Source organism: Streptomyces sp. NPDC050806 (assembly GCF_055586425.1).
The window spans coordinates 252,694-274,517 of sequence record NZ_JBVJIF010000008.1 but is presented as its reverse complement, the minus strand read 5'-3'; the positions used below and the strand labels follow the sequence as shown (position 1 = coordinate 274,517).

The following is a 21,824-nucleotide window of genomic DNA, read 5'->3' as shown; positions in this document are numbered from 1 at the left end:
GGGCGCCTCCCCCGTACCCTCGGCGTCCCCTCGCGGCGAATCGCTGCCCCCAAGCGTGATCAAGTCGCCACAGCACGTCAACACCTGGTCTGGACTTTTTCCGTTACACCCGGTTTGTGACGGCGCACGGCTGCTCGAACGCACCCACCGCAGCGGGCTCCGCGCCCCTCAGCAGCGAACGGCCGCGGTCCACCTCGCACCAGATGCGCTTGCCGACCCCTTCGGGCTGCCAGCCCCAGCGGTCGGCCAGGCCGTCGACCAGCTCCAGCCCCCGGCCGTTGGTGTCGTCGCCCTCCGCGCGACGCTGCCGCGGCGGGCGGGCGCTGCCGTCCACCACTTCCAGCCGGACGGTTCCGACCACGGGTCCTGTCCCGGAGAAGCGCAGCCGCAGCTCGGCGGGCGAGCCGGCATGCACCACGGCGTTGGTGACGAGCTCGGAGACCAGCAGGATCAGCGTCTCCGCCAGCGGCTCGTCGGCCCCTATGCCGGACCCGGCCAGCCGCGACCGGGCCCACCTGCGGGCCCGACCCACCTCAGCGGGGTCGGGCCGCACTTCCAACTGCACCTGAAGCACCTGCACCGCTCACACCATCCGAACCGGCGGAAACATCGCCTCGCGCCTCCACGGGATCACGGTGCGTGACCCCGGCGAAGCACAGCATGGTTGACGTTCAGTCACCCCAACAAGCGCTTCAGGCATATTCCAGCGGAAGGGAGTATGCGTGCTGCATACTGTGCGACGCGCAGTGCGGGGAGTCGAACGCGGGGGTTTCGCGGGCCCCCGCCCGGTGCCAGCGGCACGCATCCCGCGCCCCGGAGATGCCTCACAGGCAACGCCGGGCCGGTTGCGCCTCAGAACCACTCGCACCCGAGCGAGCGTACCCGAGCGGCACACCGACTCCCCCGCGTAACGAGTCACGCGAAGGACACAACCCGATATCGACGCTGCGTGACCGCTCATGCGTGCGGAGTCCGACATTCCTCCCAACGACGGTCACAGAGCGACATGCCCGGCGGCCAGCGCCCCGGCCAGCAGCTCCGCCCCGTCCGCCGCCCGCTGCCACGCCTCCGCGCGGAGCCAGGCGCGCTTCAGTGCGAGATGCACGTCCGCCTCCCAGGTGAATCCCGTACCGCCGTGCACCTGAAGACAGTCCCGGGCATTGCCCGTGGCGGCCTCGTCGGCGAGCAGCTTCGCGCCCGCCACCTCCGCCGGATCCCCGGTGACGGCGGCCGCATGGACGGCGCTTCGGGCGATCTCCACGCGTACCAGCATCTCCGCGCACAGGTGCTTGACCGCCTGGAAGGAGCCGATCGGCGCCCCGAACTGCTCCCGCTGACCCGCGTACGCCACCGCCGTCTCCAGCGCGCGCACGGCGCCGCCCAGCTGCTGCGCCGCGGTCAGCAGCACGGCGTCGCGGCGGAGCCGGGGGACGTCCACCGCGTACGGCACGCCGGGCCGGCGGTCGAGGACCCGGGCGAGGGGCGTGAGCGGGTCGACCGAGCGCACCGCCGCGGTCCGCAGCTCCCCGGCCGCGTACCGGTGGGCGGCGTCGGCGCCCACCACGATCACCTCGTCGCAGTCGGCCGGGTGTTCCCACAGCACGGGTGCCGCCGTCGCGTCGCACAGCCCCGCGATCCGCTCGCCGGCCGCCGCCCCGTCCACGGCGCCCGCCAGCAGCACCCCCGCCACCAGCGGCCCCGGCAGCAGCGCCCGCCCGGCCTCCTCCATGACCAGCACCGCTTCCTGCGGCCCGAGCCCGGCGCCGCCCGCCGCCTCGGGCAGCAGCAGCGAGAAGAAGCCCGCGCCGGCCAGCTCGCGCCACAGGCCGCGGTCCAGCACGGGCCCGGCACCGGCCGCCTCGTACGCGTCGACCGCCGCCCGCAGCCGCTCCGGGGGGAACCGCCCGGCCAGCAGCTCCCGCACGCCGGCGCGCAGCGCCCGTTGCTCGTCGGAGAGGTGGAAGTCCACGGTCAGCGTCCCTTCGGGAGGCCGAGGATCCGCTCGGCGACGATGTTCCGCTGGATCTGCGAGGTACCGGCCGCGATCGTGTACGAGAGGGACGAGAGCCGGTCGGCGACCCACTCCTCGTCCGCGTCGAGCGCCCCGGCGCCCAGGACCTCGGCGGCCGCGTCGTACAGCTCCTGGCGCGCGTGCGAGAACCGCAGCTTGAAGACGGAGCCGCCGGTGCCGGGCACGCCTCCGCCGCCGCCCCGGGCCCCCGGTTTCGCCCGGCCGCCACGGGTGGCCCGCACGGCCTCGCTGACGTTCCACTGCGTGAGCCGCCACAGCGCGGCGAACTCCGCTGCCAGCCGCCCCAGCCTGCGCCGCAGCACCGCGTCGTCCCAGCGGCCGTTCTCCCGCGCCCTGCGGGCCAGCGCGGCCAGCACCCGACGGCAGGCCACCACCTCGCCCACGAAGGCGGTGCCGCGCTCGAAGGAGAGGGTCACCATCGTCACCCGCCAGCCGTCGTTCTCGGCCCCCACGCGGTTGGCGACCGGCACCCGCACCTCGTCGAGAAAGACCTCGGCGAACTCCGCCGACCCGGCGAGCGTGCGCAGCGGCCGCACGGTGATGCCGGGCGCGTCCATGGGCATCGCGAGCCAGCTGATGCCGTGGTGCCGGGGCGCTTCGGGGTCGGTGCGGACCAGCAGCTCGCACCAGTCGGCGACCTCGGCGTGCGAGGTCCAGATCTTGCTGCCGCTGACCACGTAGGAGTCGCCGTCCCGCACCGCCTTCGTGCGCAGCGCCGCCAGGTCGGACCCGGCCTCCGGCTCGCTGAAGCCCTGGCACCAGATCTCCTCGCCGCGCAGGATCGGCGGCAGCCAGCGGGCGCGCTGCTCCGCCGTGCCCTCGGCGGCGAGGGTGGGCCCGGCGTGCAGCAGGCCGACGAAGTTCGCCCCCACGTACGGCGCGCCCGCGCGTTCGGTCTCCTCCAGGAAGATCAGGTGCTGGGTGGGCGTCGCGGCCCGCCCGCCGGCGTCGGCCGGCCAGTGCAGCCCCGCGTACCCGGCGTCGTACAGCGCCCGCTGCCAGGCCGTGTCGTAGGCGCGGCGGCCGGGCCAGTCGGTCGCCGCGGGCTTCGGGGGCAGCTTCGGCAGCACCTCGGACAGCCACTCCCGCAGCCGGGCCCGGAAGTCCTCCTCCTCGGCCGTGTACGTGAGGTCCATCAGCGGGCCCGGTCGAGGTCCAGGTCCAGCATCCGGATGGCGTTCCCCCGCATCAGCTTGTACGTGGTCTCGTCGTCCAGCCCCTTCACGTGATCGAGCGCGACCTCCTTCGTGTGCGGGAAGGTCGAGTCCACGTGCGGGTAGTCCGTCTCGAAGGTCGCGTTGTCCCGGCCGACCGCGTCCAGCGAGGCGACGCCGTGCTTGTCCCGGAAGAAGCAGCAGAAGATCTGCCGGTAGTAGTAGGTGGAGGGCGGTTCGGGGATCAGGTCGCGCACCCCGCCCCAGGCCCGGTGCTCCTCCCACACGTCGTCGGCCCGCTCCAGCGCGTACGGGATCCAGCCCATCTGGCCCTCGCTGTAGGCGAGCTTCAGCCGGGGGAACCGCACCAGGACGCCGCTGAAAAGGAAGTCCATCATCGAGGCCATCGCGTTGTTGAAGGACAGCGAGGCCTGGACGGCGGGCGGCGCGTCGGGGGAGGCGGCGGGCATCTGGGAGCTCGACCCGATGTGCATGTTGACGACCGTGCCGGTCTCCTCGCAGACGGCGAAGAAGGGGTCCCAGTAGCCGCTGTGGATGGACGGCAGGCCGAGGTGGGTGGGGATCTCGCTGAAGGTCACGGCCCGCACCCCGCGCGCGGCGTTGCGGCGGATCTCGGCGACGGCCAGGCCGATGTCCCAGAGCGGGATGATGCACAGCGGGATCAGCCGGCCGCCGCTGTCGCCGCACCACTCCTCGACCATCCAGTCGTTGTACGCCCGCACACAGGCCAGCGCGACCTCCTTGTCGTGCGCCTCCGCGAAGGTCTGGCCGCAGAAGCGGGGGAAGGTCGGGAAGCACAGGGACGCCTCGACGTGGTTGAGGTCCATGTCCTTCAGCCGTTCGGCCGGGTCCCAGCAGCCGGGGCGCATCTCGGCGCGGGTGATGCCCTCCAGGGTCATGTCGTCGCGGTCGAAGCCGACGGCGGCGATGTTGCGCTTGTACGGGAACCTCAGGTCCTCGTAGATCCACCAGTCGGTGGGCGGCCCTTCGGGATCCATGGTGATGACGTACTTGCCGCCCACGTACTCCAGCTCACCGATGCCCGCGGTCAGCGGCCTGGGCCCGCGGTCCCGGTACTTCTTCGGCAGCCAGGTCCCGAAGAGGTGCGCGGGTTCGATGACGTGGTCGTCGACGCTGATGATGCGCGGTAGCTCCATCGCAGTCCCCTGTCCTTTTCTGATGGACCGTCAGATGACTGTCGCATGCAGGCTAGCCCCGGCCCCCTGGACCGACAAGGTGCGAGCCCTTACGCTCCCGAATGAACCTGACGCTACGTCAGCTACCGGCCCCGGGAGGACGGATGGCAGGCGAGACGCTGTGGGACCTGGTCACCTACCGCGCCGGACGGAGCCCGGACGCCACCGCGCTCATCCAGGCGGACGGCGCTCCCGAGGACGACGTACACCTCACCTTCGGCGCGCTGCACGCCCGCGCGGAAAGGGTCGCGGCCGGGCTGTACGCGCGGGGCGTACGCCCTGGCAGCCGGGTCGTCTGGCAGCTCCCGACCCGCATCGAAACGGTCCTGGTCACCCTCGCGCTGGCCCGGATCGGCGCGGTGCAGAGCCCGGTCGTGCCGCTCTACCGGGACCGCGAGGTCGCCCACGTACTGCGCCGCACCGCCGCGGAGTTCTTCCTCTCGCCCGGCACCCGGCGCGGCGTCGACCACACCGCCATGGCCCGGCGCGCCGCCGAGCGACTGCCCGGCCCGCTCACCGTCCTGGACGTGTACGCGGCGCTGCCCGACGGGGACCCCGGCCGGCTGCCGCCACCGCCCGCCGACGCCGGCGAGACCCGCTGGATCTACTGGACCTCCGGCACCACCGCGGGCCCGAAGGGCGTACTCCACTGCGACCGCGCGCTGCTCACGGCCGGCACCGACCTCGGGCGCGCGCTGCGCCTCACCGCCCGCGACGTCGGCTCGATGGCGTTCCCGTACGCCCATGTCGCGGGCCCCGACTACACCGTGATGCTGCTCCGGCACGGCATCCCGGCCGTCCTCTTCGAACACTTCGCGCTCCCCGAAGCGCTCGCCGCGTACCGCCGGCACGGCGTCACCGTCGCCGGCGGCTCCACCGCGTTCTACCAGCTCTTCCTCGACGCACAGCGGCAGCGGTCCGCGGCCGGGCCGCTGCTTCCCGCGCTGCGCCTGTTGGCGGGCGGCGGCGCGCCCAAACCACCCGGGCTGTACGACGACGTCGTCCGCGAGCTGGGGTGCGCCCTCACCCACGGGTACGCGCTGACCGAGGCCCCGATGGTCACGATGGGCGACCCGCTGGACAGCGACGCGCACCTGGCCACGACCGACGGCCGCCCGCCGGCCGGCATGGAGATCCGCATCGGCCCCGACGGGGAGATCCGGCTGCGGGGCCCTGCCGTGTGCCGGGGGTACCTCGGTGAACCCGACCCCTTCGACGCCGACGGGTTCCTGCCCACCGGGGACCTCGGGCACCTCACCCCCGAAGGGCATCTGGTCGTCACCGGGCGGCTGAAGGACATCATCATCCGCAAGGGCGAGAACGTCTCGGCGCGCGAGATCGAGGACCTGCTCCAGCGCCATCCGGACCTCCGGGACGCGGCCGTCATCGGGCTGCCGGACGCCGGGCGCGGGGAGCTGGTGTGCGCGGTCGTCGAACAGCGGGACGGCGCCGGGACGATGACACCGGAGTCGCTGGGCGCCTGGCTGCGGGGGCGCGGACTCGCCCCGCACAAGGTGCCCGAACGGGTCGAGGTGGTGGACGCGCTTCCCCGCGGCGCGACGCTGCGCAAAGTGCTCAAGGGCGAGCTGCGCGCCCGCTTCACGCCGGGCGCGGGCGGCCAGCCGGGCGCGGGCGGGGTGCCGGTTCGTCCGGTGCCCTCGGGCGGCGGAAGCTCCGCGCCTCAGGGGCAGCGGCTACAGGAAAAGCAACCTCAGGCGCAGGACCCTCAGGGGCGGAAGGACGTGGACGCCTGCTCGTAGCAGCGGTCCACCTGGGCGCGCTCGCGGTCCGGGCCGATGACCAGCACGAGGTGGTAGCGGCCGCCGTCCAGCAGCGCCAGATTGCGCGCGTACGTCGCGGCGTCGCTGTCCTCGCCCCAGGTGAACGTGCCCTCGGCCATGGACGTACGGCCGACGTCGGTACGCCGCAGTCCCGAGGTCGAAGTCCAGCTCGCGTCCCGGAACGGCGCCAGCTCCGCCTCCTTGTCCTGCTGGTACGCCATCGGGTCGGAGCCGAACCGCTTCGCGGTGTCCCGGCCCGGCACCACGATCAGCGTGAAGTCGCCCTTGGTGTACCGCACCTGGCCCTTGCCGTTCCTGGCGTGCCGCTGCCAGCCCTTGTGCACGGCGATCCGGAAGCCCTCGGGGTCGTCGCGCATCTCGAAGCCGTCGGCGAGGCCGGCCGGGGCCGTGGTCTGCGAGTGACTGCTCCCGGAGTCCGTGCCCTCCGGTTGCGACCGCGCCGGGTCGGGCGCGGGCGCGCCGGTCGCGGCGCCGCTGGGGCCGGCGCTCCGCGCGCCCCCCGAGGCACCCGCGTCCGAGCCGGCCCCGGGCAGGAACAGCACGGCGATCAGCACCGCCCCGACGACCAGCAGCAGGACGAGGCCGAGCAGCAGCATGCCCAGCCGCCGGGGGCCGCCGCGGGGCGCGCGGTCCCGGTCCGGCTGCGGCTCCCGCTGCCGCCCGCGGTCGGGGACGCGAGGGCTGTCGTGGTCACGGAAGCCGTCGTGATCACGAACGCCGTCGTGCTCGCGGAAGCCTTCGTAGTGGTGCGGTGGGGGTGGCGGGGGCGCGGGGGCGGAGCGCACGGGAGGCGGCGGCGCGGGCCGCGCCGCGCGGGCCGCGGGTTTGTGCGGGCGCTCCCGGCCCGGACGCGGCTTCTTGTGCCGGCCGCGGCGCACGAGCTCGCCGCGGCGCCGGACGATCGGCAGCCGGCGCGGATCGCCGCTCGGCCCGAGTGCCGGCACGGTCACCACGGCGTGGCCGGCGTCCGGCTCCGGGGCAGTACGGACCAGTGAGCTGAGCCAGCCACGCAGCTCCTCGAAGTCCGGCCGGTCGGTCGGGTCCTGGCGCAGCAGCGACTCGACCACCGGACGCAGCGCACCGCACTCCTCGGCATGCGCGGGCGCGCGTGAGCACACCAGCTGGACCAGTTCGGCGGCGCCGTCCTCGGGGTACGGGGCATGGCCCTGCACGCTGCGGAACAGCAGGGCGCCGAGCGCCCAGAGGTCGGTGGCCGGCCCGACGGGCGGCGCGAGCTGCCAGTTGGCGTGCACGGGGCCCGCCTGTTCGGGCGCCCAGCGTTCGGTGACCGCGCCGACCATGGTGATCCGCGCCTGCCGCGCCCGCTCGGCCGCCGGCCCACTCCCGGAGTACCCACCGGTGTTCGCGCCGGAGTACCCGCCCGGATACGCGCCGGTGGCCGTGCCGGAGTACCCGCCCGAGTACGCGCCGGTGGCCGTGCCCGGCCGCGAGCTGTTCGGCACCTCGGCGCGCGGACCGGGAACGGCGCCCGGCGCGGGGCCGGCGCCCGGTCCGAGGCCGGTGCCCGGACGTGGCACAGGCGTACCCGCGGTGCCGGTGGCCGGACGTGGCGGGGGCGGGCCCGCGGGACCGGCGCCCGGGGTGGTCGAGCCCGGGGGCAGTGCGTGCGTACCGCCCTGGGGTCGGCCTTGGGGTCGGCGCATCGGGTCCGGCAGGCCGCCGCCGTACGTGGCGCTGCCGGGCGGGGCCGGCTGCCGCGCGGCGGGCGGCGTCCCGTTCCCCTGCCGCCGGTCGCCGCCCGGCTGCCCCGGTTGCGGCACCCCGGGCGGGCCGGGCGGCAGCTGCGGAGACGTGGGCGAAGCCCCGGCGGGACGGCCCTGCGGCGCGGCAGGCTGCCCCGGCGGGCCCGGCCGGCGCTGCGGTACACCGGGGGGACCCGGCGGAAGCGCACCCGGCTGGGCGGCAGGGGCTCCGGGCGGCGCGGTGGGCGCGCCCTGCGGGGCGGCGGAACGGTTTCCCTGAGGGGGCCGGCCCTGCGCAGGCCGGTCGTTTCCGGGGGCCGCCGGTCCCGGCTCGCCGCCCGGTCCACCGCCCGGCCCGACATGATCCCCGTACGGGCCGGACCGCTGCCCGTCCTCCCGGCTCCGGCCCTGTTCCGGATCCTGGTCGTGCGGACGGCCGGCTTCGGGCGCGGCGCCGCCCCGGTCGGGCCGGTACGCCGCGTGCGCGTCGTGCGCGGTACGTGCGGCCGCGGCCCTGGCCCCGGCCCGGTAGGCGGCGATCGCCCCGGCCCGCGCCCGCCGCGGATCGTCCTCGGCTCCACGGCCCGGCTCATGCCCCGGCTGCTGCCCCGCCTCCGGCACGGCCCGCGTCACCCCACCGCGTCCCGACCCTTCCGCCGCCGACACCCGCGGCCCCGGCACCCCGGACGCGCCCGCGCCCCCGGCAGCGCCCGCACCTTCGGATGCTCCCGCGCCCCCCGAAGCGCCCGCGCCCGCGTCCCGGCCCGCGCCGGCGCCCTCACCCGCGCCTCCGAAACCGCCCGCACCGCCGGCACCGCCCGCAGCCCCCGGACCACCGGCACCGCCCGAACTCCCCCTCGCAAGCCCCGCGCCCGCAGGACCGCTCGCCCCCGGCGTGCCCCCGCCGGCAGGAGCGCCCCCCGCGCGCCACTCCCGTACGACTCCCGGGTGGACGGCGCCCGGGGGCGGTGCCGACTCGCGCGGGGTCGACTCGTGCGGGGCCGACTCACGCGGTACCGGGTCGTAGCCGCACAGGGCTTCTTCCGCGGCGCCGGCGGCCAGGCCGGTGAGGACGACGCGGCCGTCGTCGCACACCAGGACCGTGCGCGGGGTGATGTTGCGGTGCGTCCAGCCGTGCGCGTGCAGGGCGCGCAGGGCGGTGAGGACGTCGGCGGCGATCTCCGCCGCGCGGTGCGGGGACAGCGTCCGCTCGGCGAGCAGCGCCGACAGCGGCCGCGCGGAGATCCGTTCGCTGACGATCCACAGGCTGCCGTCCTGCGCGAAGACGTCGAAGACCTGGTCGAGCCGGGGGTGGTCGGGGAGGCGCGCGGCGGCCGTCGCGGCCTCCAGGGCGCGCCGCACCACGGGGTCGGACGGATCGCGGTCGGCCCGCGAACCCGCGCCGTGCCCGGCGCCCGCGCCCGGCCCCGTACGCCGGCCCCGGCTGCCACCCCCGTCGCCGTACGCCCGGCCGTACCCGCCGTATCCGCCGTCCGCCTCGTACTCGTCGACCAGCTCCGCGTCCACGACCTCGGGGAGCGGGACCTGACGGACCAGCACCTCCTGGCCGCTGTGCGTGTCCAGCGCGCGGACCAGGGACGGTTCGGGCGCGTCCGGCGGCGGCGCCGGAAGGCGGTAACGCTCGGCGAGCACTCGCCCCGCGTACTCGTCCACGACGCCTCCCCAGTGCGCGCGATCCCGCGGCCACCTGACGGACCGTTCCTACCCCCCGGCGGAGCGGTCCGTGGTCAGTTCCGGTCGCAATACTGCCGATTTACGGCTGCCTACGGTCTATGCGGTGCCACGATACGTGTCCCGGGTGCGCCTGGGGACCGCTCGGCGCAACAGTCCTCACCCGCCCCGGCAGCTTTCTGCCATGGGGGCGGGTGCGGACCGGCGTCACACGCGAAACGGAAGGGTCAGTCCCTCACAGGAGGGATCAGTCCTTCACCTCGAAGGTGCGGAAGGCGGTCTCCCGGAGCTGCCGGCACTGCTTGTCCGACCAGGTGCCCGCCTTGCAGGAGAGCATGATGGCGTAGCCGTGGTCGCCGTCGGCCTTGAAGCCGCGGTTCAGCACGCGCACCTTCTGACCTTGCTGCTCACGGGTGAACGACCAGTCGGCGACGGTCGGGTAGTCCCGCCAGTCGGCCTTCTTGATCCCGATGAGCTGGTAGCCCGAGCTGCTGCCGCGCACCGCGGGCTCCAGGCTCCGCCAGGCCGCCGCCGCGTCGTCCGTCGGCTTGGGGTTGTAATCGACCTGAATGCGCGGGAAGCCGCCGGACGCGCTGTATATGGCGCCCGACCCCTGGCCCGCCGTGGCGGTCTGCTTCCATCCCTTCGGCATCGCCATCGAGAAGTGGAACCGGCCGTTGGAGATGTTCTCGAAGCCCGCCGGGACGTCCTTGCCGTCGCTCTCGTTCTCGTCGGGCTCGTCCTCGTCCGGCTCGTCCTCGTCCCCCGTCGGCTTGCTGCTCGCCGACCCGTCCGGCGAGGCGCTGCCGGTCTCCGGGCTCGGCTTGCCGTCGTTCTTCGGCTCGTCGGAGGAGGCGGGGGCCGCGTCGGCGCTCTTCCCGCCCTCGGCCGCGCCCTTGTTGCCCGTGTCGTCCCCGCCGCTCAGCGCGAAGGCGAGCACCGTGCCGAGCACCGCGAGGACGGCGACCACCGCGACGATGACGAGCGTGCGCTTCGGCACGACGTCGGTCAGCGAGGCCCGGCCGACACCCCCCGGCTCGCGGCCGGACGCGGGCGCCCCACCGGACGCCGGCTCGGAACGGGTCGCGGCGGCGGCCGTCGCGGCGTTGCGCACCGACTTCAGGGCGCCGCGCATCCGCTCCCTGGCCGGCTCGGCGGCCGCGCCCGCGGACGCGGCGGCCGGTCTCGGCGGCGCCGCGGGCTTCGGCGGCAGCGCCATCATGCGCGTCGCCTCGGCGGGCTTCTCGGGCGGCTTGGGACCGGTGTCCTCGGGCGCGTTGACGGCGTCCGTCAGCAGCGCGCGGGCGGCCTCGTCCGACAGCCGCTGCGCCGGGTCCTTCACCAGCAGCCCGTAGATGACCTCCTCGAGCCCGTCGGCGTTCTTCGGCGGGTCCACCGGCTCGGTCATCACCGCGGTCAGGGTGGCGATCGCCGAACCCTTGTCGTACGGGGGCACGCCCTCGACACAGGCGTACAGCAGGCCGCCCAGCGACCACAGGTCGGACGGCGGGCCGGGCTTCTGGCCACGGGCGCGCTCCGGCGCGATGTACGAGGGCGCGCCGACGAGCATGCCGGTGGAGGTGACCGAGGGGTCGCCCTCGACCTGGGCGATGCCGAAGTCGGTGAGCACGACCCGGCCGTCCTCGGCGATCAGGACGTTGGACGGCTTCACGTCGCGGTGCAGGATGCCCTCGCGGTGCGCGGCGCACAGCACGTCGAGGACGGCGAGGCCGACCTCGGCGGCGCGGCGCGGGGTGAGCGCGCCGTCGTCGCGGATGACCTCGGCGAGCGAGCGGCCCTCGACCAGCTCCATGACGATCCAGGGGCGGTCGTCCTCGTCGACCACGTCGTAGACCGTGACCGCGCCGTTGTTGCGGATCCTGGCGATCGCCTTCGCCTCGCGCAGCGTGCGGGTGATCAGGCGGCGCTTCTCGTCCTCCTCGACCCCGCCCGGGAAGCGCAGCTCCTTGACCGCGACCGTGCGACCGAGGACCTCGTCCCGCGCCCGCCAGACCGTCCCCATGCCGCCCCGGCCGAGGACATCGGCCAGCCGGTAACGGCCGGCGAGCAGCCGGCCCGGCTCGCCGTCCTTGGCGCTCTTGGCGTCCTCGTCGCCCACTGAATCCCCTCTGCAATCCAGCCGAGTTGGCAACCTCAACACCAAACTGCCCCAACTCGGACAACCCACCCTGGCAGAGCCTTCATTCTCCCTCATCCGTGGCGGTGGGGAAGGCCCGGGTCCAGCAGGAGTTCGCGCTGGGCACCCGTCATGATGGGCCCGACGACCGGGAGTCCCGATTGACCTTGCGATCCGTGAATTTTAGCCGCGCGGCAGCGCTGACGGCTGCCTTCGGCGTGCTTCTCATGGCCGGATGTGCCGCCCACCACCGTGCCCCGGCGCACACCACGGCGCCGGATGCGCCCGGCGCGCGGCCCCCCGCCGGGGCACGGCCGGGCTCCGGCGCGGCCGCGCCGCCGCCCGCGGCCCGTACGCCGCGCCCCGCTCCGAGGGAATCCGCGTCCGGCCGGGCCACGCCGCCCCGTACCCGGCACACGCCCGGGCCGCCGGCCGAGCCGCGGCACACGGCGCGGCCGCCGAAGCCCGCGACGGCCCGGGCGGTCCGCGCGCTGGCCGCGGGCGAGGCCCCGGGGGCCGCCGCGCTGACGACCCGTGACGGACGCCGGTTGGCCTCGCGATTCACCGCGGCGGGCGTGTCGGACGTGCGGACCGACCGGCGCATCACCCCCGCCGACCATTTCCGCGCCGGCAGCCTGACCAAGACCTTCATCGCCACGGTCGTGCTCCAGCTGACCGCCGAGCACCGGCTCTCCCTGGACGACACCGTCGGCCGGCTGCTGCCCGGTCTCGCGCCCGGCGCCACGGACCCGAGCTCCGTCACCGTCCGCGAACTGCTGGACCACACCAGCGGCCTGTACAACTACACCGCCGACCCGGAGCTGTCGGCGGAGCTGCACGGCGCCGGTTTCACCGCCCACCGCTACGACACGTACACCCCGGACGAGCTGCTCCGGATCGCGCTGTCGCACGCCCCGGCGGACGCGCCCGGCGCGCGGTACGCCTACTCCAACACCAACTACCTCGTACTGGGGCAGATCATCGAGGCGGTCACCGGGCACTCGTACGCCGCGGAGGCGCAGCGGCGGATCGTCACCCCGCTGGGCCTGTCGGGCACGTCCTTTCCCGGGACCGATCCGCGCCTGCCGCGGCCGTACGGGCGCGGCTACTCACAGGTGGGGGCGGAGCGGGTGGACAGTACGACGCTGGACCCCAGCCGGGCGGGCGCGGCGGGCGAGCTGGTCACGACGCTCGGCGACCTGAACCGTTTCTTCGCGGCGCTGCTCGGCGGCCGGCTGCTGCCGCCCCGTCAGCTCGCCCAGATGCGGGACGAGGAGGACACGGACGGGGCGTACGGGCTGGGCCTGTACGGCACGCGGCTGCCGTGCGGCGTCACGGTCTGGGGCCACGACGGCGACATCAACGGCTCGTACGCGCAGACGGCGGCCACCCCGGACGGACGGCACGTGCTGACCCTGCGGCTGAACACGGATCAGCCGGGCGCGCCCCAGCGCATCCGCACCCTGCTGACGGCGGAGTTCTGCCCGCGCGCCTGACGTCCGCACGTCTGATGTCCGTACGCCTGACGTCCGCGCACCTGAAGTCCGCGCACCTGAAGTCCGCACGCCGGGCGCGGCGCCCGGTGGTCACCCGCCACCGGACGCCGCGCCCGGCGATCGCTCAGCGCGGCACGATGTCCGGCGCGCCGAGCCGGGCCGCGTCCGCCGTCAGGTCGTCCGGCTGCCGCTGGGACTCACGCTCGGCCTCGACGCGCTTCTCGTAGTGCTCGATCTCCCGGTCGACCTGGTCCTGGTCCCAGCCCAGCGCCGGCGCCATCAGCTCGGCGACCTCGCGCGCGCTGCGGGTGCCCCGGTCGAAGGTCTCGATGGAGATCCGGGTGCGCCGGGTCAGCACGTCGTCCAGGTGCCGGGCGCCCTCGTGGGTGCAGGCGTAGACGACCTCGGCGCGGAGGTAGTCGTCGGCGGCGGCCAGCGGCGCGCCGAGCGACGGGTCCTCGGTGATCAGCGCCAGCACCTCCTCGGCGAGCGAGCCGTAGCGGTTCAGCAGGTGCTCTATACGGGCGACGTGCAGGCCGGTGCGCGCCGCGATGTGCGCCCGCGCGTTCCACAGCGCCTTGTACCCCTCCGCGCCGACCAGCGGGACGTCCTCGGTGACGCACTCCGCGACCCTCTGGTCCAAGCCGTGCACCGCCTCGTCCACCGCGTCCTTGGCCATGACCCGGTACGTCGTGTACTTGCCGCCCGCGACCACGACCAGGCCCGGTACGGGGTGCGCGACGGTGTGCTCGCGGGACAGCTTGCTCGTCGCGTCCGACTCACCCGCCAGCAACGGCCGCAGCCCCGCGTACACGCCCTCGACGTCGTCCCTGGTCAGCGGGGTCGCGAGGACCGCGTTCACATGCTCCAGGAGGTAGTCGATGTCGGCGCTGGAGGCGGCTGGGTGCGCCTTGTCCAGGTCCCAGTCGGTGTCGGTGGTGCCCACGATCCAGTGCCGTCCCCAGGGGATGACGAACAGCACGCTCTTCTCCGTGCGCAGGATCAGCCCGGTGGTGGAGTGGATGCGGTCCTTCGGCACGACCAGGTGGATGCCCTTGGAGGCGCGGACGTGGAACTGGCCGCGCTCGTTGATCAGCCCCTGGGTGTCGTCGGTCCATACGCCCGTGGCGTTGACGATCTGCCGGGCGCGCACCTCGTACTCGCCGCCGGCCTCCACGTCCTGCACCCGCGCGCCGACCACCCGCTCGCCCTCACGGAGGAAGCCGATGACCCGGGCCCGGTTGGCGACCGCGGCACCGTACGCGGACGCGGTGCGCACGATGTTGGCGACGTACCGGGCGTCATCCATCTGGGCGTCGTAGTACTGCAACGCGCCGACCAGCGCGTCCTTCTTCAGGCAGGGCGCGACCCGCAGCGCGCCGGAGCGGGTGAGATGGCGGTGGGCCGGCAGCCCGCGGCCGTGCCCGGAGGAGAGCGACATCGCGTCGTACATCGCCACGCCGGTCCCGGCGTACCAGCGCTCCCAGCCCTTGTGCTGGAGCGGATAGAGGAACGGCACAGGCTTCACCAGATGCGGCGCGATCCGCTCCAGCAGGAGCCCGCGTTCCTTCAGCGCCTCCCGTACCAGCGCGAAGTCCAGCATCTCCAGATAGCGCAGCCCTCCGTGGATCAGCTTGCTGGAGCGCGATGACGTGCCCGAGGCCCAGTCCCGCGCCTCGACCAGGCCGGTGGACAGTCCGCGTGTCACCGCGTCCAGAGCGGTGCCGGCGCCGACGACGCCGCCGCCGATGACCAGCACGTCCAGCTCGCGTTCCGCCATCCGTGCCAGTGCTCCGGCGCGCTCGGCCGGTCCCAGTGTCGCTGTCCTCACCACTGCCTCCCGCTTCGGTCGGTGCTGTGATCGCTGCCACACCCCGTAGACGATTCTGTCCGGAGGCGGCGGGGCCAGCCACCCTCCGCGCGCTGACTGGGTGGGAAGACGCCACTCCGCACCCTTGATCCACCAATCCCCATTCTGGGTCAAATGTCGGCTTAGTCTACTTATGCGTCACCTGGAATCGCTCGGGAAGGACGGCCAGCATGCCCGCAGACCTCGCCGTCATCGGACTCGGCCACATCGGCCTCCCCCTCGCCCAGGCCGCCGTCGCCGCCGGCCTCGGCACCATCGGATACGCCCCCGAACCACACACGGCCGCGGCGCTCGGCGCCGACGGCCCGCTCTCCCCCACCGAAGTGCGCCGACTGCTCACCGCCGGCTTCCGCACCACCACCGACCCCGCCGCGCTCGGCCGGGTCCGTACGGCGGTCATCTGCGCCCCGACCCCGCTCGGCGAGGACCGCGCCCTGGACCTGCGCGCGGTGGCCGACGCCGCCCGCACCCTCGCCGCACATCTGCGCCCCCACACCACGGTGATCCTTGAGTCGGCGGGGTACCCCGGTACCACCGAGGAATTCCTCCGGCCGCTCCTCGAAGCGGGCTCCGGCCTCACCGCGGGGCGCGACTTCCACCTCGCCTGCTCCCCAGCCCGGTACGACCCCGGCAACCGCCGCTACGGGCACACCAACACCCCGAAGGTCATCGGCGGCCTCACCCCCGCCTGCACCGAAGCCGCCGCCGCCTTCTACGGCCGGCTCACCGACAAGGTCGTCCGCGCCCGCGGGCCAAAGGAAGCCGAGACCGCCGGCCTCCTGGAGACCAACTACCGGCACGTCAACATCGCCCTGATGAACGAGATGGCCGTGCTCTGCCACGACATCGACGTGGACCTCTGGGACGTCATCCGCTGCGCCGAGACCAAGCCCTTCGGCTTCCAGGCCTTCCGCCCCGGACCCGGCGTCGGCGGCCACGCGGCCCCCGTCGACCCCCACCGCCTCGCCGGCCGGGGCCGCACGTCCGGCGGCCACCCGCTCCGCATGGTCGAACTCGCCCAGGAGGTCAACGGGCGGATGCCCCGGTACGTCATCCAGCGCTGCGCCACCCTCCTCAACGAGCACGGCAAGTCGGCGCGTGGCGCCCGCATCCTGCTCCTCGGCGTCACGTACAAGCCGGACATCGCCGACCAGGAGGGCTCACCGGCCCGCGAGATCGCCGCCCGGCTGCTGGAGCTGGGCGCCCACCTGACGTACCACGACCCGCACGTCCCCCAGTGGCGCGTCCTCGGCCGCCCCGTGCCCCGCGCGGACTCCCTCTACGAGGCCGCCTCCGGCGCCGACCTCACCCTGCTCCTCCAGCACCACCGCACGTACGACCTCCAGGGCCTGGCGGTCAAGGCACAGCTGCTGCTGGACACACGGGGAGCGACGCCCACGGGGGCGGCGTACCGGCTCTGAACGCCCGCGGGCATGCGAGAGGGGTCCGGCCGCAGCGGCCGGACCCCTCTCGTGAAGACGCGCGTATCAGGCGGTCACCGTGACCTCGACCCGCTGGAACTCCTTCAGGTCGGAGTAGCCGGTCGTGGCCATCGCACGGCGCAGCGCGCCGAAGAAGTTCATCGAACCGTCCGGGGTGTGCGACGGGCCGAGCAGCACCTCCTCGGTCGTGCCGACCGCACCGAGGTCCATGCGCTTGCCGCGCGGCACGTCCTCGTGGACGGCCTCCATGCCCCAGTGGTGGCCGCGGCCCGGCGCGTCGGTGGCACGGGCCAGCGGGGAGCCCATCATCACGGAGTCAGCGCCGCAGGCGATGGCCTTGGGCAGGTCGCCGGACCAGCCCACGCCGCCGTCCGCGATCACGTGCACGTAGCGGCCGCCGGACTCGTCCATGTAGTCACGGCGCGCGGCCGCGACGTCCGCGACGGCGGTGGCCATCGGGACCTGGATGCCCAGGACGTTACGGGTGGTGTGCGCGGCGCCGCCGCCGAAGCCCACCAGCACGCCGGCCGCGCCGGTACGCATCAGGTGCAGTGCCGCGGTGTAGGTCGCGCAGCCACCGACGATGACCGGAACGTCCAGCTCGTAGATGAACTGCTTCAGGTTCAGCGGCTCGGCGGCGCTGGAGACGTGCTCGGCCGAGACGGTGGTGCCGCGGATCACGAAGATGTCCACGCCCGCGTCCACGACGGCCTTGGAGAACTGGGCGGTGCGCTGCGGGGAGAGCGCGGCGGCGGTGACCACACCGGAGTCGCGCACCTCCTTGATGCGCTGGCCGATCAGCTCTTCCTTGATCGGCGCGGCGTAGATCTCCTGGAGGCGGCGGGTCGCGGCGGGCTCGTCCAGCTCCGCGATCTCCGCGAGCAGCGGCTCCGGGTCCTCGTACCGGGTCCACAGGCCTTCCAGGTTGAGCACGCCCAGACCGCCCAGCTCACCGATGCGGATGGCGGTCTCCGGGGAGACCACGGAGTCCATCGGCGCGGCCAGGAACGGCAGCTCGAACCGGTAGGCGTCGATCTGCCAGGCGATCGAGACCTCCTTCGGGTCGCGGGTGCGCCGACTCGGTACGACGGCGATGTCGTCGAAGGCGTACGCCCGGCGGCCGCGCTTGCCGCGCCCGATCTCGATCTCAGTCACTGTGTGGCCTTTCCTCTGTGTCTGCCGTTCCAGTATCCCCGACACGCTGAGGAGCCCGCGGACGGGCGTCCGCGGGCTCCCCCTCAACCGTGCGGCCCGGAACCGGGCCTACCCGCTCAGCGGGCGTTGTAGTTCGGTGCCTCGACCGTCATCTGGATGTCGTGCGGGTGGCTCTCCTTGAGGCCCGCCGAGGTGATCCGCACGAAGCGGCCCCGCTCCTGGAGCTCCGGGACCGTGCGGCCGCCGACGTAGAACATCGACTGGCGCAGGCCGCCGGCGAGCTGGTGGACGACCGAGGAGAGCGGGCCGCGGTAGGGCACCTGGCCCTCGATGCCCTCGGGCACCAGCTTCTCGTCGGAGGCGACGCCCTCCTGGAAGTACCGGTCCTTGGAGAAGGACTTGCGGTCGCCGCGGGTCTGCATCGCGCCGAGCGAGCCCATGCCCCGGTAGGACTTGAACTGCTTGCCGTTGATGAACATCAGCTCGCCCGGGGACTCCTCGCAGCCGGCGAGGAGGGAGCCGAGCATGACCGTGTCGGCGCCCGCGACCAGGGCCTTCGCGATGTCACCGCTGTACTGGAGGCCGCCGTCGCCGATGACCGGGACACCGGCCTCCTTCGCGGCGAGCGAGGCCTCGTAGATCGCGGTGACCTGCGGGACGCCGATGCCGGCGACCACGCGGGTGGTGCAGATGGAGCCGGGGCCGACGCCGACCTTGATGCCGTCCACGCCGGCGTCGATCAGCGCCTGGGCGCCGTCACGGGTGGCGACGTTGCCGCCGACCACGTCGACGGAGGAGTTCGACTTGATCTTGGCGACCATGTCGCCGACCAGCCGGGAGTGGCCGTGCGCGGTGTCCACGACGATGAAGTCCACGCCGGACCCGATCAGCGCCTGGGCCCGCTCGTAGGAGTCACCGGCGACGCCGACCGCGGCGCCGACCAGCAGCCGGCCCTCGGAGTCCTTCGCGGCGTTCGGGTACTGCTCGGCCTTCACGAAGTCCTTGACCGTGATGAGGCCCTTGAGGATGCCCGAGTCGTCGACCAGCGGCAGCTTCTCGATCTTGTGGCGGCGGAGCAGCTCCATGGCGTCCACGCCGGAGATCCCGACCTTGCCCGTGACCAGCGGCATCGGGGTCATGACGTCACGGACCTGACGGCCGCGGTCGCTCTCGAAGGCCATGTCTCGGTTGGTCACGATGCCGAGCAGCTTGCCCGCAGCGTCGGTCACCGGCACGCCGCTGATGCGGAAGCGCGCGCACAGGTCGTCGGCCTCGGCCAGGGTCGCGTCCGGGTGCACCGTGATCGGGTCCGTGACCATGCCGGACTCGGAGCGCTTGACCAGGTCGACGTGGTTGGCCTGCTCCTCGATGGAGAGGTTGCGGTGCAGCACGCCGACGCCGCCCTGACGGGCCATGGCGATCGCCATCCGGGCCTCGGTGACCTTGTCCATCGCCGCGGACAGCAGCGGGACGTTCACGCGGACGTTCTTCGAGATGTACGAGGAGGTGTCGATCTGGTCGGGCGCCATGTCCGAGGAGCCCGGCAGCAGCAGCACATCGTCGTAGGTCAGCCCGAGTGTCGCGAATTTTCCGGGCACTCCGTCGACGTTGGTCATGACACCTTCCCAATGGCCTTGATCAGTGCGGATGTCCATGCTAACGGGAATGACCGGTGGCTCATTCCACGAGCAAGATCACCCGCATTCTTTGTACCTTCACACGTACGGATCAGGGCGCGCCGAAGCCGCCCCGCTCCGTACGCGGAGCGGCGGCGCCTACTGTTCGGCGAGCGCCCGGAGCCGGCTGAGCGCGCGGTGCTGCGCGACCCGTACGGCACCCGGCGACATCCCCAGCATCTGCCCGGTCTCCTCCGCCGTCAGCCCGACCGCCACCCGCAGCAGCACCAGCTCGCGCTGGTTCTCCGGCAGGCTGGCCAGCAGCTTCTTGGCCCACTCCGCGTCGCTGCTGAGCAGCGCCCGCTCCTCGGGCCCGAGCGAGTCGTCCGGCTGCTCCGGCATCTCGTCCGAGGGCACGGCCGTGCTGCCGGGGCCGCGCATCGCGGCCCGCTGCAGATCGGCGACCTTGTGACCGGCGATGGCGAAGACGAACGCCTCGAAGGGCTTTCCGGTGTCGCGGTAACGCGGCAGCGCGCAGAGCACCGCCACGCAGACCTCCTGCGCGAGGTCCTCGACGAAGTGCCGCGCGTCACCGGGCAGCCTGGAGAGCCGCGTACGGCAGTAGCGCAGGGCGAGCGGGTGCACGTGGGCGAGGAGGTCGTGCGTCGCCTGCCGGTCCCCCTCGACGGCACGTGCGACGAGCCCGCCGATCTCCTGGGTCCCGTCCTCGCGCATCGGTCCATGGTGCCTTGACGCCGCACGGTTCGCGGCATCGCCCCCGTAGTTGTGCACCGAAGTGTTATGCGTCGGTGTGCCAGCACTCACGTCCCACGCCTCCCCCTTTCGGGTGTTGCCCATGCCGGACCCGAGACGTCGCCCACGGCGTTCACCGGTGCCGCGCGGCACCGTCAGGGGCATGTCCGTCATGAGGTCTCTTCTGGCCGAGTGAGAAGCCCCGGCCCTGGAGCCGGGGAGGAGTCACACCTCAAGCATGCGGCATCGCGTGAGGTTTCGGCGCCGGACGGCGGCAGAGCGGGGCCGTGGCACGCGCCACCCCGTCAGGACGGCGCGCGCCGCGGCCCCGCTGTGCCCTCATGCGGCGGACGGCTCAGCGGACCAGGCCCCAGCGGAAGCCGAGTGCCACGGCGTGCGCGCGGTCGGAGGCGCCGAGCTTCTTGAAGAGCCGTCGGGCATGCGTCTTGACCGTGTCCTCGGAGAGGAACAGCTCGCGCCCGATCTCGGCGTTGGACCGCCCGTGGCTCATGCCCTCCAGCACCTGGATCTCCCGCGCGGTGAGCGTCGGGGCCGCACCCATCTCGGCGGACCGCAGCCGGCGCGGGGCGAGGCGCCAGGTCGGGTCGGCGAGCGCCTGGGTGACGGTCGCGCGCAGCTCGGCGCGCGAGGCGTCCTTGTGCAGATAGCCGCGGGCGCCGGCGGCGACGGCGAGCGCCACCCCGTCGAGGTCCTCGGCGACGGTGAGCATGATGATCCGGGCGCCCGGATCGGCGGACAGCAGCCGGCGCACGGTCTCGACACCGCCGAGGCCGGGCATGCGTACGTCCATCAGAATCAGGTCCGAGCGATCGGCACCCCAGCGGCGGAGCACTTCCTCGCCGTTGGCCGCGGTCGTCACGCGCTCGACGCCGGGGACGGTCGCAACCGCCCGACGGAGCGCCTCTCGGGCAAGCGGGGAGTCGTCGCAGACGAGGACGGAAGTCATGGCCGTCCTCCGCAGCTGATGCGCGTCACGTTGTGCCTCCAGGCTGGTACGTATCGTCACCTGTGCGATTGACGGCCTCGGACACCTGCCCGGGGAGTCCCTCTGTCAACCGCTTCCGCACTCTCAACGACGGTCACCCGAAAGAGTTACGGGCTGAGGAGCCGTTTTCGACACTCTATGTGAGGGGCCGGACACGCAGCAGCAAGACCCGCGCCCCTTGGCGCCTCACTTTCTGCAAGCAGTCCGCTTTGCCCTGTTTGGTGACTTTTCTTCCGTGTTTCTTGGTTCTGGGGCAAGATTCGAGAAGAGTCATATTTACATCTACTTAGAAGGTAGATGTACGGTCTTGACCAGGAGCCCGATACCGCCACGCTTCGAGGGGACTAGCAATGGCAGATTTCTCCCGCCTTCCGGGCCCGAACGCAGACCTCTGGGACTGGCAACTGCTCGCCGCCTGCCGCGGCGTGGACAGTTCGCTCTTCTTCCACCCCGAGGGCGAGCGCGGTGCGGCCCGCAGCGCGCGTGAGACGTCGGCGAAAGAGGTCTGCATGCGCTGTCCGGTACGCGCCGAGTGCGCGGCGCATGCGCTGGCCGTTCGTGAGCCCTACGGCGTCTGGGGAGGACTGACCGAGGACGAGAGGGAAGAGCTGATGGGCCGGGCCCGCCACCGCCTGGTGCCGGCGGGCGGCCCGGGGCACGCGACGATGTCCGGCGGCTGACGCCGGGCCCGACACCCGAACAGACGAAACGTTTCTCCACTGCGGCCGCCCACGGCGGTGCGGCCTCCC

Annotated in this window: 15 protein-coding genes; 4 read left to right on the top strand and 11 right to left on the bottom strand. The window is 73.5% G+C overall.

What is annotated here, in order from left to right:
• Window positions 1–103 precede the first annotated feature (103 nt).
• The 4 genes from ACZ6WH_RS26075 to ACZ6WH_RS26060 all read right to left on the bottom strand — a co-directional run bounded on the left by ACZ6WH_RS26075 (window position 104) and on the right by ACZ6WH_RS26060 (window position 4,364).
• The gene (locus ACZ6WH_RS26075; RefSeq protein WP_469731059.1) at window positions 104–580 is read right to left on the bottom strand and encodes an ATP-binding protein; all 477 of its coding nucleotides are present in this window, start codon (window positions 578–580) and stop codon (window positions 104–106) included.
• A gap of 414 nt (window positions 581–994) precedes the next feature.
• Window positions 995–1,969, bottom strand: a complete 975-nt coding sequence (locus ACZ6WH_RS26070; protein WP_469731057.1) for an acyl-CoA dehydrogenase family protein — start codon at window positions 1,967–1,969, stop codon at window positions 995–997.
• 2 nt (window positions 1,970–1,971) lie between these two features.
• Entirely contained in the window at window positions 1,972–3,168 is a 1,197-nt protein-coding gene (locus ACZ6WH_RS26065) for an acyl-CoA dehydrogenase family protein (RefSeq protein WP_469731055.1), read from the bottom strand.
• Window positions 3,168–4,364 (bottom strand): amidohydrolase family protein, encoded by a 1,197-nt coding sequence (locus tag ACZ6WH_RS26060; protein ID WP_469731053.1) that lies wholly within the window; start codon window positions 4,362–4,364, stop codon window positions 3,168–3,170. The genes ACZ6WH_RS26065 and ACZ6WH_RS26060 overlap by 1 nt, the downstream gene beginning before the upstream one ends.
• A gap of 143 nt (window positions 4,365–4,507) precedes the next feature.
• Between ACZ6WH_RS26060 and ACZ6WH_RS26055 the strand changes: the two genes are divergently transcribed.
• A complete protein-coding gene (locus ACZ6WH_RS26055) occupies window positions 4,508–6,163 on the top strand; it encodes a class I adenylate-forming enzyme family protein (RefSeq protein ID WP_469731051.1) in 1,656 nt (551 codons plus the stop codon).
• Here ACZ6WH_RS26055 and ACZ6WH_RS26050 read toward each other — a convergent pair.
• Both ACZ6WH_RS26050 and ACZ6WH_RS26045 read right to left on the bottom strand, forming a co-directional pair.
• Window positions 6,130–9,582 (bottom strand): serine/threonine-protein kinase, encoded by a 3,453-nt coding sequence (locus tag ACZ6WH_RS26050; protein WP_469731049.1) that lies wholly within the window; start codon window positions 9,580–9,582, stop codon window positions 6,130–6,132. The genes ACZ6WH_RS26055 and ACZ6WH_RS26050 overlap by 34 nt on opposite strands.
• A 265-nt stretch (window positions 9,583–9,847) precedes the next feature.
• Window positions 9,848–11,719, bottom strand: coding sequence for a serine/threonine-protein kinase (locus ACZ6WH_RS26045; RefSeq protein WP_469731047.1), 1,872 nt, complete (start codon window positions 11,717–11,719; stop codon window positions 9,848–9,850).
• A gap of 245 nt (window positions 11,720–11,964) precedes the next feature.
• Here ACZ6WH_RS26045 and ACZ6WH_RS26040 point away from each other — a divergent pair, with 245 nt between their 5' ends.
• Window positions 11,965–13,233 carry a serine hydrolase domain-containing protein gene (locus ACZ6WH_RS26040; RefSeq protein ID WP_469731384.1) on the top strand — a complete coding sequence of 423 codons (1,269 nt, stop codon included), beginning with the start codon at window positions 11,965–11,967 and terminating at the stop codon, window positions 13,231–13,233.
• 124 nt (window positions 13,234–13,357) lie between these two features.
• Here the strand turns inward: ACZ6WH_RS26040 and ACZ6WH_RS26035 are convergent, their stop codons facing one another.
• The gene (locus tag ACZ6WH_RS26035) at window positions 13,358–15,064 is read right to left on the bottom strand and encodes a glycerol-3-phosphate dehydrogenase/oxidase (protein WP_469731045.1); all 1,707 of its coding nucleotides are present in this window, start codon (window positions 15,062–15,064) and stop codon (window positions 13,358–13,360) included.
• Window positions 15,065–15,273: 209 nt separating this feature from the next.
• Here ACZ6WH_RS26035 and ACZ6WH_RS26030 point away from each other — a divergent pair, with 209 nt between their 5' ends.
• Window positions 15,274–16,524 (top strand): nucleotide sugar dehydrogenase, encoded by a 1,251-nt coding sequence (locus ACZ6WH_RS26030; RefSeq protein WP_469731043.1) that lies wholly within the window; start codon window positions 15,274–15,276, stop codon window positions 16,522–16,524.
• Between the two features lie 66 nt (window positions 16,525–16,590).
• Here the strand turns inward: ACZ6WH_RS26030 and ACZ6WH_RS26025 are convergent, their stop codons facing one another.
• From ACZ6WH_RS26025 to ACZ6WH_RS26010, 4 genes are all read right to left on the bottom strand, one after another.
• Window positions 16,591–17,700 carry a GuaB3 family IMP dehydrogenase-related protein gene (locus tag ACZ6WH_RS26025; RefSeq protein WP_432855926.1) on the bottom strand — a complete coding sequence of 370 codons (1,110 nt, stop codon included), beginning with the start codon at window positions 17,698–17,700 and terminating at the stop codon, window positions 16,591–16,593.
• A 116-nt stretch (window positions 17,701–17,816) separates the two neighbouring features.
• Window positions 17,817–19,316: an IMP dehydrogenase gene (gene guaB / locus ACZ6WH_RS26020; protein WP_469731042.1), complete on the bottom strand. Its 1,500-nt coding sequence runs from the start codon at window positions 19,314–19,316 to the stop codon at window positions 17,817–17,819.
• Window positions 19,317–19,475: 159 nt separating this feature from the next.
• Entirely contained in the window at window positions 19,476–20,051 is a 576-nt protein-coding gene (locus tag ACZ6WH_RS26015) for a sigma-70 family RNA polymerase sigma factor (protein ID WP_030262963.1), read from the bottom strand.
• 373 nt (window positions 20,052–20,424) lie between these two features.
• Window positions 20,425–21,036 carry a response regulator transcription factor gene (locus ACZ6WH_RS26010; protein ID WP_003948568.1) on the bottom strand — a complete coding sequence of 204 codons (612 nt, stop codon included), beginning with the start codon at window positions 21,034–21,036 and terminating at the stop codon, window positions 20,425–20,427.
• A 389-nt stretch (window positions 21,037–21,425) separates the two neighbouring features.
• On the opposite strand from ACZ6WH_RS26010, the gene ACZ6WH_RS26005 reads away from it, so the two are divergent.
• Window positions 21,426–21,755 (top strand): WhiB family transcriptional regulator, encoded by a 330-nt coding sequence (locus ACZ6WH_RS26005; RefSeq protein WP_361558327.1) that lies wholly within the window; start codon window positions 21,426–21,428, stop codon window positions 21,753–21,755.
• The last annotated feature ends 69 nt before the right edge of the window (window positions 21,756–21,824 follow it).